We start from the raw sequence: 18,739 nt of genomic DNA, 5'->3' as shown, positions 1-18,739 counted from the left end.
ATCAGTGCGGCTCACGGCGTCCACCGTTGGAAGCGGCCTGCCTTGGAACCGGCGCGATCTCCACACGCCGGTTCTTCGCACGGCCAACGTCGTCCGCATTGGAACTCACGGGCTGCTGCGAACCAAACGCTGCCGCAAACACGCTGGAGGCGGGAATGCCTTCGTCAATCAGGGCGCGCGTCACGGTCAAGGCGCGCTTGGCGGACAGCTCCCAGTTATCTGCGAACAAGCGGTTGCCGGCACGTACCTGCTGATCGTCGGAGAACCCGCTCACCATCAGGATCTCTTCACGCGACGTGAGATACGCCGCCAACGGCCCCGCGAGGCTCTTCATCAGCGTGCGGCCCTCGGGCTGCAGCTGATCGGAGTTGATCGCGAACAGCACATTGCCATTGATGCCGATACGCCCGTTGACGAGCGTCACGCGCCCGGCCGCCAGCGGGCCAGCAAGCGCCTGCTCCAGCGTCTTGCGGCGCTGCGCCTCGGCCTCGCGCTGCTTGACCTCGCTCTCCAGCTTGGACGACAGCTCCAGCTGCACGCCGATCACGCCCACCAGAATCAGCACAAACGCGCCCAGCAACACCGACATCAGGTCACCAAACGCGGCCCAAACCGGTGCGGTGGCCTCAATGCCACCTGCGCCATCTACGCTGCCGTCAATCTCGTCACTCATGCCGCTTCGGTCCCGGCCAGCGCGCGCTGGTCACCCAGCCGTTGCAGGTCTTCCAGAATCTGCTTTTGGGACAGCATGCTCAGGTCGATCACCTCACGCGCCTGCGCCACGTAGTAGGCAAGCTGTTCGTCGCTGCGCGTGAGCGACTTGTCGAGCGCCGCTTCAATGCGCTGCAGTTGCGCCGCAAGCTTGTCGTTCGACTCACCAAACAGCTGCACGGCCACACCAAACGCCTCGCCCAGGCTGGCCACCTCGACGGCGCTGCCGGTCACCTGCGCGGCCACCGCGCCGAGCTTGCCGGTCTCGGCTTCCACCCGATCGGTGAATCGCACGCCCACGCGCTCCAGCAGATCTGCGGACGTTGCCACCAGCGCATCCACCGCTGTGCGCTGCTCGGTCGATGCATGGTTGACAGCGTCGAGCAATGTTTCCAGCGTGCCAAGCAGGCGCGCACGCTCGTCCAGCATCGCGGTATCGCGCACCATGCTGTCGGACAGCTTCTGGCGCAGCTCGGCCACCACTTCGGCCGCAGCCTTGGGCGCTTCCGATGCAGCCTGTACCAGGCGAGAAATCTCGCTGATCGTGTTGTTGGCGTGCGCCTGCGTTTGCGCAGAGATGTCGCGCGCGGTTTGCGCCAGTGCATCGCAAATCTGTTGCTGACGGCTTGCCGTATCGGCGCCTGTTTTTTCCCACACCTCGCTCAGCTTGGCGCCCATCGCGCCGAGTGCATCGGTCCAGGCCGCCAAACGTTGCGCGTCGCGCGCTTCCAGGGCGGCTTGCAGCGTGGCATGCGACTGGCGCGACGCCTCTTGCTGCAAAGCGATATCGCGCGCGGTCTGCGCCAGCGCATTGCAGATGTCCTGTTGACGATTGGCCGTATCGGCGCCCGCTTTCTCCCACGCCTGGCTCAGCTTCTCGCCCGTTGCGCTGAGCGCCTCGGTCCAGACAGCCAGACGTTGCGCGTCTCGTGCTTCCAGCGCGGCTTGCAGCGCGGCATGCGACTGGCGCGACGCATCCTGCAACGACACGGCGTGTTGCTCGAACGTGGCGGCAGCGGCCTCCAGCGCGCGCTGGTTCTGGACGGCCAGTTCGGTGTGGGCGTGTTCTTGCCGGGCAAGCGCATCACGCCAGGCAGCGGCCAAGCCGCCTGCCGTGGCGTCCAGTCGGTCGGTAACGCCATCGAGCAACCGCGCAGAGCGCTGCTCGAATGTTTCAGCAAACCGGTCGAGCGAGGTGCCGACCTGGCCAACCAGCGCTTCGCTGGAGCGTTGATGCGCCGACAAGGCGTTGTTCCAGATGCCGGAAACCGTCTCGGCCGTGGCTTCAAAGCGGGTCGACAGGCCGTCGAGCTGACGCTGCACCGCGTGCGTGACCGTCTCCTGCAGCGCGGCCGATTCACGCGCGAGGCCAGCCATCGTCGTTTCCACCACAGGCTGCAGCGCGGCGCTGGCAACGCGTGCGCTTTCGGCGGCACTGTCCTTCAGGGACTCGCCAACCGAGGAAGCAAGCTGGCTGTAGGCGGCTTCCGTCTTATCGAGAAATGCCTGCTGGGCAGCGATCTGCCGCTCGCTGCTGGCCGCGCCCTGCTGTTCCAGCGACAGCATCATCGCCTGCAGCCGGTCAACCAGCGCGGGCATCACATCGGATTGTCGCTGCAGAAGCTTGAACATCTCTTCACGCTGATGCGCGTGCGAATAGATGCGCAACGTGGTCGCGATCTTTGCGTCGAGCGCCTGGACTGCCTGCAGCCGCTCGCGCCGGCACAGCGCCGAGAGCAACCCCAGCATGGCGGACGTCGCCACACCGGCAATCGAGGTACCGAACGAGAATCCCAACCCCTTGATCGGGGCAGCAAGCGATGCGCGGATCGCCTGCAAATCCGTCGCGCTCTCCAGCGCCGCGCCCGTGCCCTTGAGCGTCACCACCATGCCAAGCAGCGTGCCCAGCATGCCGAGCAGCACCAGCAGGCCCACCAGATACGGCGTCAACGCGGGCGCAGGCAGTGCAACGCGTTCGCCTTCCACGCGCAGGCGCACGGCATTGCGCAGGCTCGGGTGCAGCTGTTCCAGCCAGGCAGACAGCTTGGGCGGTGGCTCGGACAGCCCCGCCACGGCCTGCGTGACCGTGCCCGTGGCGTGTCGATAGCGGCGCAGTTCCAGGGCGCCAGCCACGTAGGCGGCACCAATCACAAGCGTGACAGCCAGCGCCAGCAGATTTCCGCCAACGAGGTAACCGCCGGCAATCCACCCCAAGGCCGCCAGCCCGACAAAGAAAACGATGAGATTCAGGTGAAGTCTGGACATGAATGGTGTCTGTCCCGCTTAGCGGGGGCGAAGGGCTGCAAGCAACCCGTCGACCGGTTGAAAACGAACATCAAGCTCGGCCAGGAGCACGCTCTGCATATCCTTGCGGAACGCATCCAGCCAGGCGCGGGATGTGGATTGGGTGGCTTGGCCCTCTGCAGGCAACTCGGCCTGCCGCTGCTGCTCGGCCGTGCGCAAGCGCTCGAAGTACGGCCCCAGCATCGACGGAATGGTCCCCAGCAACGAACGTTCGCGGCCCGCGAGCGCCTGCTCCATGCTGGCGTCCAATACCGCGAGGCGCGCGAGGTCGGGCGTCCTGGCTGCCAGCAAGCGCCGCAGGCGGCCACGCAGGTCACTGATCTCCAGCTCCATCGTCTGCTGCATCAGCACGTAGCGCTGCCGAAAATCGGCATAGTCGACCACCAGCGGCGCCGAGGGGCTCTGGATCGGCGCGCGTGGGCCCGTCCTGGCATCGGGCGCGCAACTGGACGCGATGGACTTCGTCAGCGCTGCGCGGACACGGCTACCGATGGTCTCGGCGTCCGGGCCGACGGGCCGCGTGCTGGACGCAATGGCGGGCGGTGCCGCGCTCAGTGCCGACGAAAGCGTGATGGCATCCGTCCAACTGAGCCATTGGCTCAACCGGTCTGAGAGGGGCTGCGCGGATGCGGAAACGTCGACGTCCGTCAGGCGAGCAAGAATGCGGATCAGCGCAGGGCCGCTGAGCGCCCTGCGTTGCTGGGCGTGCGCCATGCTACGAGTGCCGAAAAAAGGCTGGAGTTTACACTGCCTGCCCCGTCGGACAGTCGTCTTTGGGTGGCAAAAGCGTCACTTCCGAAGAAGAATGAGGGCGATCAATCGGCTCGCCGGCGATATAGCGCCGCATCCTCCAGCGCAGAGCGGGGCATTGGGCCTTTAATGACATGGGGGCTTCGCCGAAACCGAGTCACTCCAGCGCTGCCGCGGAGGGCGTCCGGGTCGCCCCTCCGCATTTGTGCGATCAGGCCGACAGCGGTATTGTGTCGCCCACTACCGCACCCTCCTGGCTTTCCTGCCATTTCCCCCGTGACCGATCACCCCACCCTCACCTGGACCGACGACCGCCCTGAAGCCAGCAGCGACGCCGTCCATACTGTCCTCTGGCGCTCCGAAGCCGGCAATCCGCCGCCCAAGCGCGTGGTCGTTGCGGACGATCGCACCACCGCCGATGCGGCTTACCGCCTCGCCTGCGAAGGCACCGCACTGCTCTGGCAGGGCGATTTCCAGAACGCGCGCCAACTGCTGCAGGCCATGTCCCGCCGCACTGATCGCAAACCCGGCAAGGCGCGCAAGGAAGCCACCTCTGCCATCGATGCGTTCAACCTGCACCGGCAGGCGCAATCGCAGCGCGCACGCACGCTCGGCATGCTGCTGATCCCTCTGGATGCGGACTACGGCATCCCGCTGCGCCGCGCGCCTGACATGCGCGAAGCCTGCACGGAGGCCTACGGCACGAGCAGCGCCGCCTCCGTCGTCTCGCTGCGTGAGCTGCTGGGCCTGATCGGCGCGCATGAGTGGCGCAAGAAAGGTGTCGAGATTCCCGCGCTCGGAGGTGAGCGCATTCACCCGCACTACGGCGTGTTCTCGCCGGTGCGTGGCGAATACATCGATCTGGTGGCGAAGGCGCCGTTGCCTTCAAAAGCGCTGGCGTTCGACATTGGCACGGGCACGGGCGTGCTCGCGGCGGTGCTGGCCAAACGCGGCGTGAAGCGCGTCATCGGCACGGATCAGGACCCACGTGCCCTGGCCTGCGCCCGTGAGAACGTGGCGCGCCTCGGGCTGCAAACCCACGTCGACATTGTTGAAGCCGATCTGTTTCCCGAAGGGCGTGCGCCACTGATCGTGTGCAACCCACCGTGGCTGCCGGCACGGCCCAGCTCGCCCATCGAGCGCGCCGTTTACGACCCTGACAGCCGCATGCTGCGCAGCTTCCTGAATGGGCTGGCCGCACACCTGGAGCCCAACGGCGAAGGTTGGTTGATCCTGTCGGACTTTGCCGAGCACCTGGGCCTGCGCACGCGCGATGCGCTACTGGCGATGATCGACGCAGCCGGCCTTCAGGTCGTGGGCCGTGAAGACATCAAGCCGAAGCACCCGAAGGCGACCGATGAAAACGACCCACTCTATCGCGCCCGCGTTGCCGAGGTGACGTCGTTGTGGCGCCTGAAGGCACGCCAATAGGCCAGTCATTCAGCGCGCCATCGTCGCCAGATAGTCGAGCGCGCCCTGCCCCGCGGCAGCGCCGCTCGCAAAACACGCCGTCAGCAGATAGCCGCCCGTCGGCGCTTCCCAATCGAGCATCTCGCCGGCGCAGAACACGCCCGGCAGACGCTCGATCATCAGCTTCGCATCCAACGCTTCAAACGCGACACCGCCTGCAGTGCTGATCGCCTCGTCAATGGGCCGGGTGCGTGTGAGCCGCAACGGCAGCGCCTTGATGGCTTTGGCCAACTGGGCAAGATCGGCAAATGCTTCCTTGCTCAGGCACTCACGCAGCAACCCGAGCTTCACGCCCGTGATGTTCAGCTTGCTTTGCAGATGGCTCGACATCGAACGCGCGCCGCGCGGGCGCATCAGTTCATCGCTCACACGTTGCGCGCTCCAGCCTGGCGCAAGGTCAAGCCAGATCGTCGCGCCGCCCTCTGCGGACAGCACATCGCGGATGGGTGCTGACAGCGCATAGACGAGGCTGCCTTCAATGCCCGTCTGCGTGACGACGAACTCGCCCTGGCGGAATTGCAGCGCGCCGCCATCGCCCGACGGCAAGCCGATGGCGACCGACTTGACCGGCTGCCCCGCAAAGCGCTCCTGGAAATACGCGCTCCAATCGGCATCGAACCCGCAGTTGGCTGGCCGCAATGGCTGCACCTGCACGCTGCGCGCCTGCAACAAAGGCACCCAGGCGCCGTCAGAGCCCAGGCGCGGCCAACTGCTGCCGCCCATGGCAAGCACCACGGCATCGGCTTGCACAAGGCGTTCAACATCGGTGGTTTCAAAGCGCAGCACCTGCGCGTGGTCCGATGGCTCTGCCCACCCCACCCAGCGATGCCGCATATGCAACTGAACGCCGGCCTCGCGCAGCCGGTGCAGCCATGCGCGCAGCAAGGGCGCAGCCTTCATCTCGGTCGGAAACACACGGCCCGAACTGCCGACGAACGTGTCGATGCCCAACCCGTGAATCCAGGCGCGCAGGGCATCCGGGCTGAAGCGGTCAATAAGCGGCGCCAGCGCATCGCGCCGCGTGCGATAGCGGCCGAGAAACGCGTCGATCGGCTCGGAATGCGTGATGTTCATCCCGCCAATGCCCGCCAGCAGGAATTTGCGTCCGGCCGAAGGCATGGCATCGAACACCTCCACGCGCACACCGTTGCGCGACAGGACTTCAGCGGCCATCAGCCCGGCGGGGCCGGCGCCGATGACGGCAACGAGGGGGGCGTTGGGTGTTTCAGACATGCGGGGGTGGATGGCTTATGCGGGGCAGACAAGCGGGGCGCTATTGTCACATCCTGTCTGAGCGTGGGCAAACGAGGTCGCGCATGGCGCCCATTTAGGGTGCGCTTGCCGTCGCCCACCCCGCTTTTCGGTAAACTGACGTCCTCTTTCCGCTTTTTCTCCGCGCCGCCGCACCGATCCCATTCCGTGCGGCATGTCGCCCAGGCTGTCCTGACGATGTCCAACAAGACCCACGAAATCCGCCCCAACCAGTCGATCGAGCTGCTCAAGGAACTGCACATCCTGACGCGCGACGGCAAGATGAACCAGGACAGCCGCCGCAAGCTCAAGCAGGTCTATCACCTGTTCCAGTTCATCGAGCCGCTGATGGCCGACGTGCAGCAAGCCAAGGGGCACGTCACGCTGGTCGACCACGGCGCGGGCAAGTCTTACCTCGGCTTCATCCTGTACGACCTGTTCTGCAAAGAGCAGCCGGGCGATGGCACCTCGCACATTTACGGCATTGAAACGCGCGAAGAGCTGGTCGCCAAGTCGACCGAGCTTGCCGCGCGGCTGGGCTTCAAGGGGATGTCGTTCCTGAACCTGTCGGTGGCGGAATCGATCACGTCTGACAGGCTGCCGCCCACCATCGACATCGTGACCGCACTGCATGCGTGCAATACCGCCACGGACGATGCAATCCGCTTTGCGCTTGAAAAGCACGCGCAATACATCGTGCTCGTGCCGTGTTGCCAGGCGGAGGTGGCCGGCGTGCTGCGCAAGAACAAGGGCAAGTCGCTCGGCAACGCGCTCACGGAAATCTGGCGCCACCCGCTGCACACGCGCGAATTCGGCAGCCAGGTCACCAACGTGCTGCGCTGTCTGCAGCTTGAAGCGCACGGCTATCAGGTCAGCGTGACGGAACTCGTCGGGTGGGAACACTCGATGAAGAACGAGTTGATCATCGCGCAGTACAAAGACCTGCCGCGCCGCCGCCCGACCGAGCGGCTGAACGAGGTGATCAGCACGCTGGGGCTGGGAGAACTGCACGAACGGTTTTTTGCACCGACTGACTTCTGAAGAAAGGCAGTGTGAGCGCAGTCTGTCAGTGCATCAGCACCGGGGCCAGCTCGTTCGGGCCCCAGGATCGGTGCACAGCGCGCGCAGAGCGCCGCGGTTATGCCGGGCGTCCGCCTTCGTGCTGGATCCGCTTGTCTTCGTACATGGCGACATCGGCTTCGCGCAGCGTTTCTTCCAGACGCCCGCCTTCGTGGCAGGTGGCGCAGCCCATGGAAAAGCCGAGCACCGCGCCCGGATAGAACTGGTTGTTGAGTTCGACCAGCTTGCGCAGGCTCTCCACGAGCGCAGCACCGGCCTGGGCGTCGGCGCCGGGCAGTAGCACGGCAAACTCATCGCCGCCAATGCGCGCGGCGTGTGCGGGCTTGTCGATGGCCTTGCTGAGCACCTCGCCGGCGCGGCGCAGCAGCGCGTCGCCTGCGGCGTGGCCGAGCTGGTCGTTCACGCGCTTCAAGTCGTTCAGGTCGATCATGATGACCGTGACCGGAAACGGGCCCTTGCGCTCCAGCCGGTTGATCTCGTCTACGTAGAACGAGCGGTTCTTCAGCTTGGTCAGCACGTCGTGCTTGCCGAGATATTCGAGGTACGACTCAGCCTTCTTGCGCGCGGTGATGTCGGTCAGCGCCAGCAGCACCATGTCCCAATCCTTCTCGCGCCCGGGGAAGACAGAGAACTGCAGGTGGATGTTCAGCGTGTTGCCATCGAGCCCATAGTTGACCACCTCGCGCTGCTGGAAGAGCCTGCCTTCCCACAGGTCGATCAACTGCTCGCGAAAGTGCGAGCGCATGTCGTCGCGAAAGATTTCCGGCAAACGGGCAAGCAGGTCGTTGCGGTTGCGTGCCTTGAACATCTCCAGCGTGAAGCCGTTGACGTCGAGCACCTGGATCTCCTGCATGCAGCGCTCGACAAACTCGGGATGCACGTCGGTAAAGGTGCGGAAATCGGTGATGCCCTGCATGCGCACTTCGTCCAGCAGCATCTTGATGGTGCTGAAGTTCTCCACCCACAGCGACACCGGCGCGTGCTCGAACACGCCGCGCGCATAGAGCTGGCTGGCCGCGGCACGGCGGCGGGCGTCTTCGAGTTCGGTGATGTCGTCCACGGCCACCAGCACGCGGTCCCACGGCTGGTCGTGATCGGGCAGGACAACGCCCTTGAGCAGGATATCGAGGCGGCGGCCATCGAGCGTGTAGTTGACGCTGCGGCTCTCGAACGACGGCTCGCCAGACCAGAGCTGAACGAGTTCGCCCACGTGGGCTTCGAGCATGTCGTCGCGCAGTACGTCGGCCAGGCGCGCGGTGAGGGTTTCGGCATCCGGCGCGGCGTACATGGACAACGTGCGCCGGTTCACGCGCAGCACCTTGATGCAGGCGGAACACGCCGCCACGCGTGATGCGTCCTCTTCCAGAAAGCGCTGCAGATCGGTCACGCCGGCGGCACGCCATTGGGCAAAGAGGCGGTGCAGGTCGCTGTAATCCTCCAGCCACAATGACGTGGGGGTGACATCGAAGAAATCGATCAGGTTGACACCCACAGCCGCCGGGCTGCTGACGCTATCGGACGCGGATTGCATGAATTGCTCTACGGAAAACAGAAAACACTTCGCAAACCTTGCAAGCGTAACGGCTTTGTGTAACACCGCGCACAGCACCAGCCTCATCCGGAAGGATTACCCCCAGGCAGGCGATCGTCACTCAGCTGCTGCAGCGCAATACCTTGCCGAATACCGAGAAAGTTCCCCGACGGGATTTTCCAATCCCGCCCCGCATTTAGTTTTGCTTTATCTGGCGTTGTAAAAATAGCCGCTTCAATTTTTAAGATATTTTCACGAAGCGAGAAACGCATTTCATTTTTTCAACGCGCTTTGCAGATGTCACCAAGCACCCCGGAAAGTGGCCGCAGCTTTGCGTATGCGCATGCCAAAAATTGCAAATTCTCCGGCGTCTTCCCTTGCTCGTGATTTAAAAAACTTCGTCTCGATTCGCAGGCCGTTTCCTCCAGAATCCGTGCATCCCGTGCGCGGGCTGTGATTTGCACCGCGCAAGAAGCGGGTAATTCCTTGTCCCGATTCTGCGGCCTGCCCCCCATTTTCTTTTGAGCCCTGGGCCGCCGATTCGTTTCCACCTCAGGAGAAATGCAATGCGGGATTCGACAACCCACCGTCGTACGGCCACGACACGCACCGGACGCGCCTACAGCGCCCGGACACGTCGTTCGTTCAAGCTGGCACTTGTGGCTCAGGCTGCGGCCGCGCTGATTCTGGCCGCGTGCGGCGGCGGCGGAGATGACGGGCTTACCCCGGCCGGCGGCAAGCTGGACGCAAACGGCTCGCAGCAGCAGGGCAATACCAATACCGGCAACACCAATGCGCAGGCGCCGGCAGTCGATGCGTCGGTGCCCCCGGTGGAACTGCCGGACTACATCAAGCCCGTCAACTACAAGCTGTGGTTCCGCCCCAGCGCAGACCTGAACAGCTTCTCGGGCCGCGCCGACGTAGAGATCAAGGTCACCAAGCAGACCGGCGCCGTCACGCTGGCCGTGCGCGACCTGAAGCTCGACGCCTCGCGCCTGACGCTCACGCCCACCTCGGGCAACGGCGCATCGCGCGTGCTGGTGCCGATTCCGCAATCGCAAGGGGCCTTCTACGATCTGCGCGACCCGACCGGAGACATCAAGCCCGGCAACTACGTGCTCCATATGGAATGGACGGGCACGATCAACTTCACCAAGGCTGAAGGCATCTTCAAGCTGGGCCTGCAGGCCGCAACGGGCGAGAGCTCTGACGCCATCGTCACGCAAGGCGAATCGAACTTCGCGCGCGAGTGGTTCCCGAGCTGGGATGAGCCGGCCTTCCGCAACACCTTCGAGGTGACGGCCGAAATTCCGGGCGACTGGAAGGCCGTGGCCAACGGCAGGCAGACCGGCGCGACCAAACTACCGGATGGCTATCAGCAGGTGTCGTTTGCCAAGACGCCGTCGATGCCTGCTTACCTCCTGTTCTTCGGCGGCGGCAAGTTCGACATTCTGGAAGACCAGTTCACCAACCCGCTCGATGGCAGCAGCATGCGCCTGCGCTGGTGGGTGCCGCCTGGCGAGGCACACTCGGCGGTGGCCGGCATGCAGTTCACGAAGGAAGCGCTGAACCACTATTACAACTACTTCCAGATCCCACTGCCGTTCGACAAGATGGACACCATCGTCGCCAACGACAGCTACGACAACAAGAATGCCGGCTTTGGCGGCATGGAGAACTGGGGCGCCATCTTCGAGTTTGCCGACCAGGTGCTGGTGCCGCCCGATGGCGCACCGACAACCGTCCACTCGATGGGCAAGGCGCGCTCGTTCGTTGTGGTGTCGCATGAACTGGCGCACCAATGGTTTGGCGACCTCGTCACGCTGGACTGGTGGGACGACATCTGGTTGAACGAATCTTTCGCCAACTGGTTCGAGAACGTCACCAAGATCGCGCTGCATCCCGAGTTCCAGGGCAACACCTGGGCCGACTATGCAGCCGTCAAGCAGCGCGTCTACACCTTGGACCTGCAGCCGACCGCCGTACCGGTACAGCACAACCTGAGCGACGCCGGCTCGATGGACTTCCTCGACCGCTTTGCCTACAACAAGGGCGGCCATGTCTTGCAGATGATCGAGAATTACGTCGGCAAGGATGCCATGCGCAAGGGGCTGCAGAGCTACCTGAACAAGTACAAGTTCGGCAATGGCACGCCGCCGCGCCTGTGGGCGGAGCTGGAAGCCGCCAGCGGCAAGCCCGTCGGCAAGGTGGGCGACAGCTTTGTGCGCCAGACCGGCGTGCCGCTGGTCAGCATCGACGCGCAGTGCAACCCGGCCACCAACCAGAACGTGCTGACGATCACGCAGAAGGCGTTCCCGAACAAGAACGTCTATTCCGGCTATCAATGGAACATCCCGCTCACGATCGCCTACGGCGATGGGCTGGCGCAGACGCAAACGGTGGTGCTGGACCAGCAGACCGCACAGGTCACCCTGCCGACGTGCTCGGCCGTGCTGGCGAACCCGACGGGCCTGGACTACTACGTGACCAACTACAGCCCGACGCTGTGGAGCGCGCTGCTGGCGCAGGCCGGCACCATCACCAACAAGGCGACAACGACCAACATCGCCGGCGATGCGACGCAGCTGTACAACGCGCAGATCATCGACAAGGCGCTGTATGACCAGATCGTCGGCATCCAGAACATGCAGCCGGCTGTTGCAACGCTGCGTGCCCAGGCTGTGACGCCGACCGGATCGCTGCGTCCGCAAGCGGTGCAGTTGCAGGAAATGCAGTCGATGGACCGTCCGATCCACAAGTTCCGCTACGAAGGTCTCATGAAGCATCTGACCGACATCAAGCGGTAAGCGCCAAAGCAAACGGGCCGCTTCCCGTGTGTGTTGGGAAGCAGCCCGTTGCAACGTTGGCTCCTGATTTACGGCGGACAGGGTCCGCCGTTTTTCATGCGCGCGTTACACGATTCTCAACCAGTGCGATGCAGGAAAGTGGCCTGCATCACGTCGGTCATCCAGATGGCGCTGTCGCCGGTCTGGCCGTGCTCCAGCACCTTGACGGCACTCTCGAACAGCACGCTGGCCAGCGCATCCGACGCAACGATCTCGATGCGCACGCGCGGCACGAACTCCGTCAGGTCCTCCTTGATGGAATGCGCGCCGGCCTGGGAAGCCGCTGGTGGATAGGCGTTCACCTCACCCACCGTCATGCCCGGAAAACCCGGGCAACTGCGCAGCGCTTCATGCATGCGTTCCAGTAGTTGCGGGCGCACTACGATGCGGATTTCCTTCATGCCTTCGACTCCTCATCAAACCCTTTGTACAGCGTGGGCAGCATCACCAGCGTGAGCAGCGTGCAGGTCAGCAGACCGCCGATCACGACGATGGCCAGCGGCCGTTGCACTTCCGAGCCCGGCCCCGTGGCAAACAGGAACGGGATCAAACCCAGCATGGCCACCGTGGCCGTCATCATCACGGGGCGGAAGCGCATGCGCGAGCCCAGCCGCACGGATTCCTCCACCGACATGCCCTGCTCGCGCAAGCTGCGGATCGTGCTGACCAGCACCACGCCGTTGAGCACCGCGATGCCCCATAGCGCCACGAAGCCGACCGATGCCGGCACGGACAGGTATTCACCCGTGACGAACAGCCCGATGATCCCGCCCACCGAAGCGAACGGCAGCACCAGGATGATCAGCGTGGCGTAACGCACGGAGTTGAACAGCAGGAAGAGCAGGAAGAAGATGGCGGCCACCGTAATCGGCACGATCACCTTCAAGTGGCCCATGGCGCGTTCCATGTTCTGGAACTGGCCGCCCCACTCCAGGTAGTAACCCTCGGGCAGCTTGACCTTCTGCGCCACGGCTGACTGCAGCTCGGCCACGAAGCCGCCCAGATCGCGGTCACGTACGTTCACGCCCACCACCACGCGGCGCTTGCCCAGTTCGCGGCTGATCTGCGCGGGGCCGTCGGTCACATCAATGCGGGCGATGCTTTCCAACGGCACTTGTGCCCCGTTGGGTGCGGCCACGATCAGGTTGCGGATGGCCTCCACGCTGCCGCGATACGCTTCCGGCAGGCGCACCACCGCGCTGAAGCGGCGCTCGCCTTCGAAGACCTCCGTCGCTTCCTTGCCGCCGATGGCGGTTTCGATCACGTTGTGCACGTCGGCCGCGTTCAGGCCGTGACGCGCGATGGCCTGGCGGTCGATTGCGATCTGCAGGTACTGCTGGCCGGTAATGCGCTCGACACGCATGTCCTGCGCGCCCTGGATGCCCTGCGCCACCTTGGCAATCGCCTCGGCCTTTTCGCGCAGCGTGTTCAGGTCGTCGCCAAACACCTTGATGGCCACATCCGAACGCACACCGGTCACCATCTCATCCACGCGGTCGGAGATCGGCTGCGCCATGACGATCTGCACGCCGGGCAGCACCTGCAGCGCCTTGCGCATCGCCTCGGCAATGTCGTCCTGATTCCAGCCCTTGGGCCATTCGTCGCGAGGTTTCAATGACACGATCGGCGTCGATTCATTCTGGCCCTGCGGATCTGCCGGCGATTCACCACGGCCCACACCCGAGACCGCCGACTTCACGCCCGGCACCTGCATCACCAGGCGCATGGCTTCCATCTCCATGCGGATCGACTCTTCCAGCGAGATGTTCGGCGCACGGTTGATGCCAGGCACCACCGAGCCTTCCCTCATCTCGGGAATGAACGCCGTGCCCAGGAACGGCATCAGTGCGCCGGTGGCGAGAAATACCGCCACCGCCACGATGACGGTCTTACGTCCGTTGTTCAGGCTCAGCTCCAGCAACCGCAGATACGGCTTCTTCATCTTGCGAATCAGCCACGTGTCATGCGCGTCGTGTTCGGCGTGTGGGTCGTCACTGTGTTCGCCTTCCACATGCTTGTGCGCTTTGGGCTTGAGCAGATACGACGACAGCACCGGCGTCAGCGTCAGCGACAGCACCAGCGAGAAGAACAGCGCAATGGCAATCGTGAAGGCCAGCGGCGCAAACATCTTGCCTTCCATGCCCTCCAGCGTCATCAGCGGCAGGAACACCAGGATGATGATGCCCACGCCAAAGATCACGGGCGTCGCCACTTCCGTCACGGCATGCAGGATGACGCGCGCGCGGCTCTCGTTCGGGTCGCGCGGCTTGGCCAGGTGCGCAAAGGCGTTCTCGACGACCACCACGGAGCCATCGACCATCAAGCCGATGGCGATGGCCAACCCGCCTAGTGACATCAAATTGGCCGAGATGCCGAGCTTGTTCATCGCCATGAACGTCAGCAACGGTGTGAGGATCAGCGTGCCCACCACGATAAGCGACGAACGGATGTCACCCAGAAACAGCAGCAGCACGATCACCACCAGCACCACGCCCTCGGCCAGCACCTTGATGACGGTCTGCAATGCCGAATCCACCAAGTCCGAGCGCTCGTAGTACGGCACGATCTTCAGGCCGTCTGGCAGCATGCCGTCGTTGTTGATCGCCTTGACGCGATCCTGGATGCGGGCGACGACTTCCTTGGCGTTGCCGCCGCGCATCATCATCACGACGCCGCCAACAGATTCCGTCACGCCGTTCTTGACTACCGCCCCCGCGCGCACCGCCGTGCCAATCTTCACCTCAGCCACATCGCGAATCGTCAGCGGCGTGCCGTTGACCTCCTTGAGCACGATGGCGCCGATGTCGTTGGTGTCACGCACCAGGCCCACGCCGCGGATCAGGTACTGCTCGGCAAAGTGCGGCAACACGCCACCGCCGGAGTTGGCGTTGTTGGCGGCCAGCGCCTCGAACACCTGCTTGACCGTCACGTTGTGGTGGCGCAGGCGTTCCGGGTTGACGAGCACCTGATACTGCTTCTCATAGCCGCCCTGCGAGTTGATCTCGGCCACGCCCGGAATCGAACGCAGCAGCGGACGCACCACCCAGTCCTGCGCGATACGGCGCTGGGTGAGTTCCTCGACCGAGAGCTCCTTGTCGCCGTCATCCGGTTTGTCGAGCGTGTATTGATACACCTCGCCCAGGCCCGTAGACACGGGGCCGAGCACCGGCGTCACGTCTGCGGGCATGCGGGACTGCACCTCGATCAATCGCTCCATCACAAGCTGGCGTGCGAAGTACACGTCGGTCTCATCGGTGAAGACGAGCGTGATGAGCGACAGGCCCGGCTTGTTGAGCGAGCGCATCTCCGTGAGCGCCGGCAGGCCGGTCATGGCCATCTCCACCGGCACGGTCACAAAGCGCTCGACTTCTTCCGGCGAGCGCCCCGGCGCTTCCGTGGCGATCTGCACCTGCACGTTGGTCACGTCCGGAAACGCGTCAAGCGAGAGCTTGCGTGCGGCGTCAAACCCGAAGAACAGCAGCACGGCAGCGATCACCGCCACCACGAGCCGCTGCTTGAGCGCGCCGCGAATCAATGCGTCGATCATGCGCCCTCCATCTCGGCGCGCTTGCGCTCGTTGTTCAGATGGAAGCCCCCTTCAACGACGATGGGCTGGCCGGCTTGCACGCCGGAGACGACCGGGCGCACGCCGTTCGATTCATCGCCCAGCTTGACCAGCGTGAGCTGGTAGTTCGTATCGCTGGTGCGCACGAACACGTAGTCGCGGTTGTCTTCACGCACCACGGCGGAGGTCGGCACCACCACACGTTCTTCCGGGCGCGACTGAATGATCAGCGTGGCCAACATCGACGGCTTGAGCGCACGCTCCGCGTTGTCGACTTCAGTGCGCACCGTGACGGTACGCGTTTGCGGGTCAACAATGTCCGACACCCAGATCAGCTTGCCGACAATGCGCTCGCCCGCACCGGTGTCGATCTCCACGGCCTGGCCCGCGCGCACGCCAGCGGCAGCGTTCTCAGGCACTTCGCCCACCACCCACACGCGCGACAGATCGGCCACGGTGAACAGCTCATCGGCCGGCTGCACCACCTGGCCGCGCGTCACCTTGCGCTCCACCACCGTGCCGCTGATGCTGGCCACCACGGGCGAGATGGACGACATGCCGCCCGTTCGCATTTTCGCCAGCGTCCCAGGCGACACACCCATCACGCGCAATTGGTCGACGGCTGCGCGCACTTCGGCATCGGCCATCGCCAGTTCGCTCTGGCGCTTCTGCAGCTCAGCCGAGCCGATCACGTCGGCGGCCAGCAGCAGCTTGGCGCGTTCCAACGCACGCGCCTGCAAGTCGCGCTGCGCAGCGGCCTTCTGATAGGCGAGCTGCGCGGCACCGAGCTCCGTGCTGTGCAATTGCGCCAGGATGTCGCCCGCCTTGACGCTTTGGCCCGGCGTGGCAACCAGCTCCGTCACGCGGCCCGTGACGGTGGCACCGATGCGGGCAACGCGTTGTTCGTCAAATGCGATCTGCCCCGGCACCCGCAGGCGTTCCGCAATCGGCTGCTTGCCGACCGGCACCACCTTCAGGCGCTGCACCAGCGTGGGTTGCGCAACCACGAGATTCGGGTCGGTGGCCTGTTGCGCGGCCTTGGGATCGTTGCCGGCGTCTTTGCCGCAGGCGCCCAGCAACAGCATCGCCGCCAGGGCAACGCCGGCCAGCCGGATCGAAGAAGAGAAGGAAGAAGGTGCGTTCATGGTGAGGCTGGATTCGTAAGTTCGAGAGGCAACGCGGCAGATCGGGCGTGTCATTGGGCCTCCGGGCGCAGGCGGTCGAGTTCGACGGCGGCGGTGCGCAGGTCGGCGCGTGCGGCAATCAGGTCGTTACGCGCCTGGCGGAAAACGCGCTGGGCGTCGAGGTAGTCGAGAATCCCGCGCTCGCCGTGGCGGTATGCGGCTTCGGCCACGCGCAGCGCCGATTCAGCCTGCTTGATGACGCCGGATTCGAGCGCGCTGACTTGCGACTCCGCAATCTCGTATTGGCGATAGGCGGATTCCACCGCCTGGCGCACACGCAACTCGCGGTCGCGCAACATGGCGCGAGCACGTTCACGGGCGGCCACGGCTTCGCCCACCGGGCCTTCACGTCGGTCGAAGAGCGGAATCGACATCACCAGGCCCACGCGGCTGTCCTGCAGGTCGGGCTGACGATCGACCGACCCGCGCAGCGCAAGCGACGGCCAACGCTGGCTGCGCTCGTGCGCCAGGCGGGCCTCGGCCTCGCGCACGGCGGCGCGGTCGGCTTCCAACTCCGGATGCGTGGCGAGAACCGTACTGACCAGATCGGCCAGCGGCGGCAGATGCGCCACAGAGGGCGTCTCCGCTCCGGCATCGACATCGAACGTCAACGGCAGATCGGCACCCACGGCGCGGCGCAGTTCTGCAAGCGCCTGTTGCACACGCAGTGCGGCGGCCTGTTCGTTGCGCTGCGCGTTGAGCAGCTCTGCGTCGCCACGGATGAGTTCATAGCGCGGGGCTTCGCCGGTTTCCACTCGCACAGCCACGCCACGGCGAATCTGCTCGACCAGCGTCACGTCTTCGCGCGCATTGCGTTGTTCGGCCTCGCGGCGCACCACGTCGTAGAAACGCAGCTTGAGATCGGCTTCCACATCGCGCGCCTGGGATCGGGCGGTCGCCTGCGACGCTTCGTACGCAGCATCGGCGGCTTGCTTGCGAGCGGCGCGCTGCCACGGCAAATCGAGCTTTTGCGTGATCGACACGCTATTCGTGCGGCCTTCCGCCGCACCCGGCACGCGGGCACGCTGGCGGCCGGCCATGGCTTCCACCTCGGGGTTGGGCCAAGCGCGCGCAGTGGCGATGCCCGCCTGCGCAGCCTGCACCTGGGCCTGCGAAGCGGCGAGCGCCGGGTGGTTGGCGCGGGCCAGCTCCAGCAACTGCGGCAAGGTGTAGCGCGGCTGCGGGAGCGCCTCGTCAGCCCGTGCGGTGCCGGTCTGGGCACCACGTGGCGAAGGTGCCGGGGGCGCGGCGTTGGCGTGGACGGCAATTGCAGCCAGCACAGCGGAAAGAACAGCACGTCGCGACGCGCGCGCACCCGCTGCGGGGCGCGGGGTGGCCGCATCCTGATTGGACAACATCCGAAATCATCCTGAAAAAGAAGAACAGGCAAGCGCGAACGTCCAGCCGGTCAACAGACCAGTTGGCGCAGCACTAGCAACTCAAAGGGATGGTTTCCGGCGAATGCCGGAGATCAGGCGCGTGCGGGCGGACGCAGCATGGGGGCCGGCGTGGGGCCAGCCTGGAACGGGGGAAGAGAGACGCGGACGCGCGCGACACGCAAGCCGGGCATCAACGCCATGGGCGGCGGCGGCAGCCAGAGTTCCGGCGCATCGCTGGGGTGATCAGGGGCGGCGGCGCTGCTCGTGGGCATGTCCGGCGCATCGGATGCATGCGCAACCCAATGTTCAACGCTGAAGCACTGGCCAGGCTGCTTGACCGCCTTGCCGAGTGCGACCTTGATGGCGCGCTCGAAACCCTTGTTGGATTTGGCTGCCGGCAGTGCATCGCCCGGGATATCGTCGACCACGGCTTCGATGGCTTCCAGCGCGTCGTCCGCAGCCTGGCCATCAGGGAAATGCGTGGCCGAGAACACCGAGACCGTAAACAACAGGCACCAGATCGTGACGATCCAACGTACGCCGCGCACGCGCGACAGCACGCCCCGCGCAGTGGCGCGAGACAACGTCGGCAAGGCAGAGAAGAGAGTCGTCACAAACATGGGCCCCGAATACTATCGGAAAAATGCTGCATCTGCACACAACGTCCG

14 protein-coding genes are annotated in these 18,739 nt (G+C 64.8%); 3 read left to right on the top strand and 11 right to left on the bottom strand.

The features are described from left to right. Nucleotide 1: 1 nt before the first annotated feature. From BG83_RS0116015 to BG83_RS0116005, 3 genes are read right to left on the bottom strand one after another with little or no spacing between them, the layout of a single operon-like run. Complete coding sequence (locus tag BG83_RS0116015) at nucleotides 2-673, bottom strand: OmpA family protein (RefSeq protein WP_024977700.1); 672 nt, start codon at nucleotides 671-673, stop codon at nucleotides 2-4. Then, complete coding sequence (locus BG83_RS0116010; protein ID WP_024977699.1) at nucleotides 670-2,976, bottom strand: DUF802 domain-containing protein; 2,307 nt, start codon at nucleotides 2,974-2,976, stop codon at nucleotides 670-672. The genes BG83_RS0116015 and BG83_RS0116010 overlap by 4 nt, the downstream gene beginning before the upstream one ends. An 18-nt stretch (nucleotides 2,977-2,994) precedes the next feature. Beyond that, the gene (locus tag BG83_RS0116005) at nucleotides 2,995-3,729 is read right to left on the bottom strand and encodes a DUF3348 domain-containing protein (RefSeq protein ID WP_024977698.1); all 735 of its coding nucleotides are present in this window, start codon (nucleotides 3,727-3,729) and stop codon (nucleotides 2,995-2,997) included. 312 nt (nucleotides 3,730-4,041) lie between these two features. On the opposite strand from BG83_RS0116005, the gene BG83_RS0116000 reads away from it, so the two are divergent. After that, a complete protein-coding gene (locus BG83_RS0116000) occupies nucleotides 4,042-5,196 on the top strand; it encodes a methyltransferase (RefSeq protein WP_024977697.1) in 1,155 nt (384 codons plus the stop codon). Nucleotides 5,197-5,205: 9 nt separating this feature from the next. Here BG83_RS0116000 and BG83_RS0115995 read toward each other — a convergent pair whose 3' ends face one another. Continuing rightward, entirely contained in the window at nucleotides 5,206-6,468 is a 1,263-nt protein-coding gene (locus BG83_RS0115995; protein WP_024977696.1) for a TIGR03862 family flavoprotein, read from the bottom strand. Between the two features lie 216 nt (nucleotides 6,469-6,684). Here BG83_RS0115995 and BG83_RS0115990 point away from each other — a divergent pair, with 216 nt between their 5' ends. Further along, complete coding sequence (locus BG83_RS0115990; protein WP_024977695.1) at nucleotides 6,685-7,527, top strand: class I SAM-dependent methyltransferase; 843 nt, start codon at nucleotides 6,685-6,687, stop codon at nucleotides 7,525-7,527. 97 nt (nucleotides 7,528-7,624) lie between these two features. On the opposite strand, the gene BG83_RS0115985 is transcribed toward BG83_RS0115990, so the two are convergent. Together BG83_RS0115985 and BG83_RS29355 are read right to left on the bottom strand one after the other, a co-directional pair. After that, entirely contained in the window at nucleotides 7,625-9,097 is a 1,473-nt protein-coding gene (locus tag BG83_RS0115985; protein WP_024977694.1) for a sensor domain-containing diguanylate cyclase, read from the bottom strand. 83 nt (nucleotides 9,098-9,180) lie between these two features. Then, the gene (locus BG83_RS29355; protein WP_152543713.1) at nucleotides 9,181-9,369 is read right to left on the bottom strand and encodes a hypothetical protein; all 189 of its coding nucleotides are present in this window, start codon (nucleotides 9,367-9,369) and stop codon (nucleotides 9,181-9,183) included. A gap of 294 nt (nucleotides 9,370-9,663) precedes the next feature. Between BG83_RS29355 and BG83_RS0115980 the strand changes: the two genes are divergently transcribed. Then, nucleotides 9,664-11,904, top strand: coding sequence for a M1 family metallopeptidase (locus tag BG83_RS0115980; RefSeq protein ID WP_024977693.1), 2,241 nt, complete (start codon nucleotides 9,664-9,666; stop codon nucleotides 11,902-11,904). A gap of 116 nt (nucleotides 11,905-12,020) precedes the next feature. Here the strand turns inward: BG83_RS0115980 and BG83_RS0115975 are convergent, their stop codons facing one another. From BG83_RS0115975 to BG83_RS0115955, 5 genes are all read right to left on the bottom strand, one after another. Further along, nucleotides 12,021-12,344 carry a P-II family nitrogen regulator gene (locus BG83_RS0115975; RefSeq protein ID WP_024977692.1) on the bottom strand — a complete coding sequence of 108 codons (324 nt, stop codon included), beginning with the start codon at nucleotides 12,342-12,344 and terminating at the stop codon, nucleotides 12,021-12,023. After that, complete coding sequence (locus BG83_RS0115970) at nucleotides 12,341-15,490, bottom strand: efflux RND transporter permease subunit (RefSeq protein ID WP_024977691.1); 3,150 nt, start codon at nucleotides 15,488-15,490, stop codon at nucleotides 12,341-12,343. The genes BG83_RS0115975 and BG83_RS0115970 overlap by 4 nt, the downstream gene beginning before the upstream one ends. After that, on the bottom strand, nucleotides 15,487-16,707 hold the full coding sequence (locus BG83_RS0115965) for an efflux RND transporter periplasmic adaptor subunit (RefSeq protein WP_024977690.1): 1,221 nt from the start codon (nucleotides 16,705-16,707) through the stop codon (nucleotides 15,487-15,489). The genes BG83_RS0115970 and BG83_RS0115965 overlap by 4 nt, the downstream gene beginning before the upstream one ends. Then, nucleotides 16,704-18,050 (bottom strand): TolC family protein, encoded by a 1,347-nt coding sequence (locus tag BG83_RS0115960; protein WP_024977689.1) that lies wholly within the window; start codon nucleotides 18,048-18,050, stop codon nucleotides 16,704-16,706. The genes BG83_RS0115965 and BG83_RS0115960 overlap by 4 nt, the downstream gene beginning before the upstream one ends. Nucleotides 18,051-18,163: 113 nt before the next feature. Then, nucleotides 18,164-18,691, bottom strand: coding sequence for a hypothetical protein (locus tag BG83_RS0115955; protein ID WP_024977688.1), 528 nt, complete (start codon nucleotides 18,689-18,691; stop codon nucleotides 18,164-18,166). Nucleotides 18,692-18,739: the final 48 nt, after the last annotated feature.

The organism is Ralstonia pickettii, from assembly GCF_000607165.1.
In the GTDB taxonomy this organism is placed as follows: Bacteria; Pseudomonadota; Gammaproteobacteria; order Burkholderiales; family Burkholderiaceae; genus Ralstonia; species Ralstonia holmesii.
Note: the sequence above shows the minus strand (reverse complement) of the source record. Positions and strands in the feature narration are given on the sequence as shown.

Bases quoted from the DNA above. Each gene is read 5' to 3' on its own strand.
- BG83_RS0116015 (WP_024977700.1), bottom strand. From the start codon at position 673: ATGAGTGACGAGATTGACGGCAGCGTAGATGGCGCAGGTGGCATTGAG.
- BG83_RS0116010 (WP_024977699.1), bottom strand. From the start codon at position 2,976: ATGTCCAGACTTCACCTGAATCTCATCGTTTTCTTTGTCGGGCTGGCG.
- BG83_RS0116005 (WP_024977698.1), bottom strand. From the start codon at position 3,729: ATGGCGCACGCCCAGCAACGCAGGGCGCTCAGCGGCCCTGCGCTGATC.
- BG83_RS0115995 (WP_024977696.1), bottom strand. From the start codon at position 6,468: ATGTCTGAAACACCCAACGCCCCCCTCGTTGCCGTCATCGGCGCCGGC.
- BG83_RS0115990 (WP_024977695.1), top strand. From the start codon at position 6,685: ATGTCCAACAAGACCCACGAAATCCGCCCCAACCAGTCGATCGAGCTG.
- BG83_RS0115985 (WP_024977694.1), bottom strand. From the start codon at position 9,097: ATGCAATCCGCGTCCGATAGCGTCAGCAGCCCGGCGGCTGTGGGTGTC.
- BG83_RS29355 (WP_152543713.1), bottom strand. From the start codon at position 9,369: ATGCGTTTCTCGCTTCGTGAAAATATCTTAAAAATTGAAGCGGCTATT.
- BG83_RS0115980 (WP_024977693.1), top strand. From the start codon at position 9,664: ATGCGGGATTCGACAACCCACCGTCGTACGGCCACGACACGCACCGGA.
- BG83_RS0115975 (WP_024977692.1), bottom strand. From the start codon at position 12,344: ATGAAGGAAATCCGCATCGTAGTGCGCCCGCAACTACTGGAACGCATG.
- BG83_RS0115970 (WP_024977691.1), bottom strand. From the start codon at position 15,490: ATGATCGACGCATTGATTCGCGGCGCGCTCAAGCAGCGGCTCGTGGTG.
- BG83_RS0115965 (WP_024977690.1), bottom strand. From the start codon at position 16,707: ATGACACGCCCGATCTGCCGCGTTGCCTCTCGAACTTACGAATCCAGC.
- BG83_RS0115960 (WP_024977689.1), bottom strand. From the start codon at position 18,050: ATGTTGTCCAATCAGGATGCGGCCACCCCGCGCCCCGCAGCGGGTGCG.
- BG83_RS0115955 (WP_024977688.1), bottom strand. From the start codon at position 18,691: ATGTTTGTGACGACTCTCTTCTCTGCCTTGCCGACGTTGTCTCGCGCC.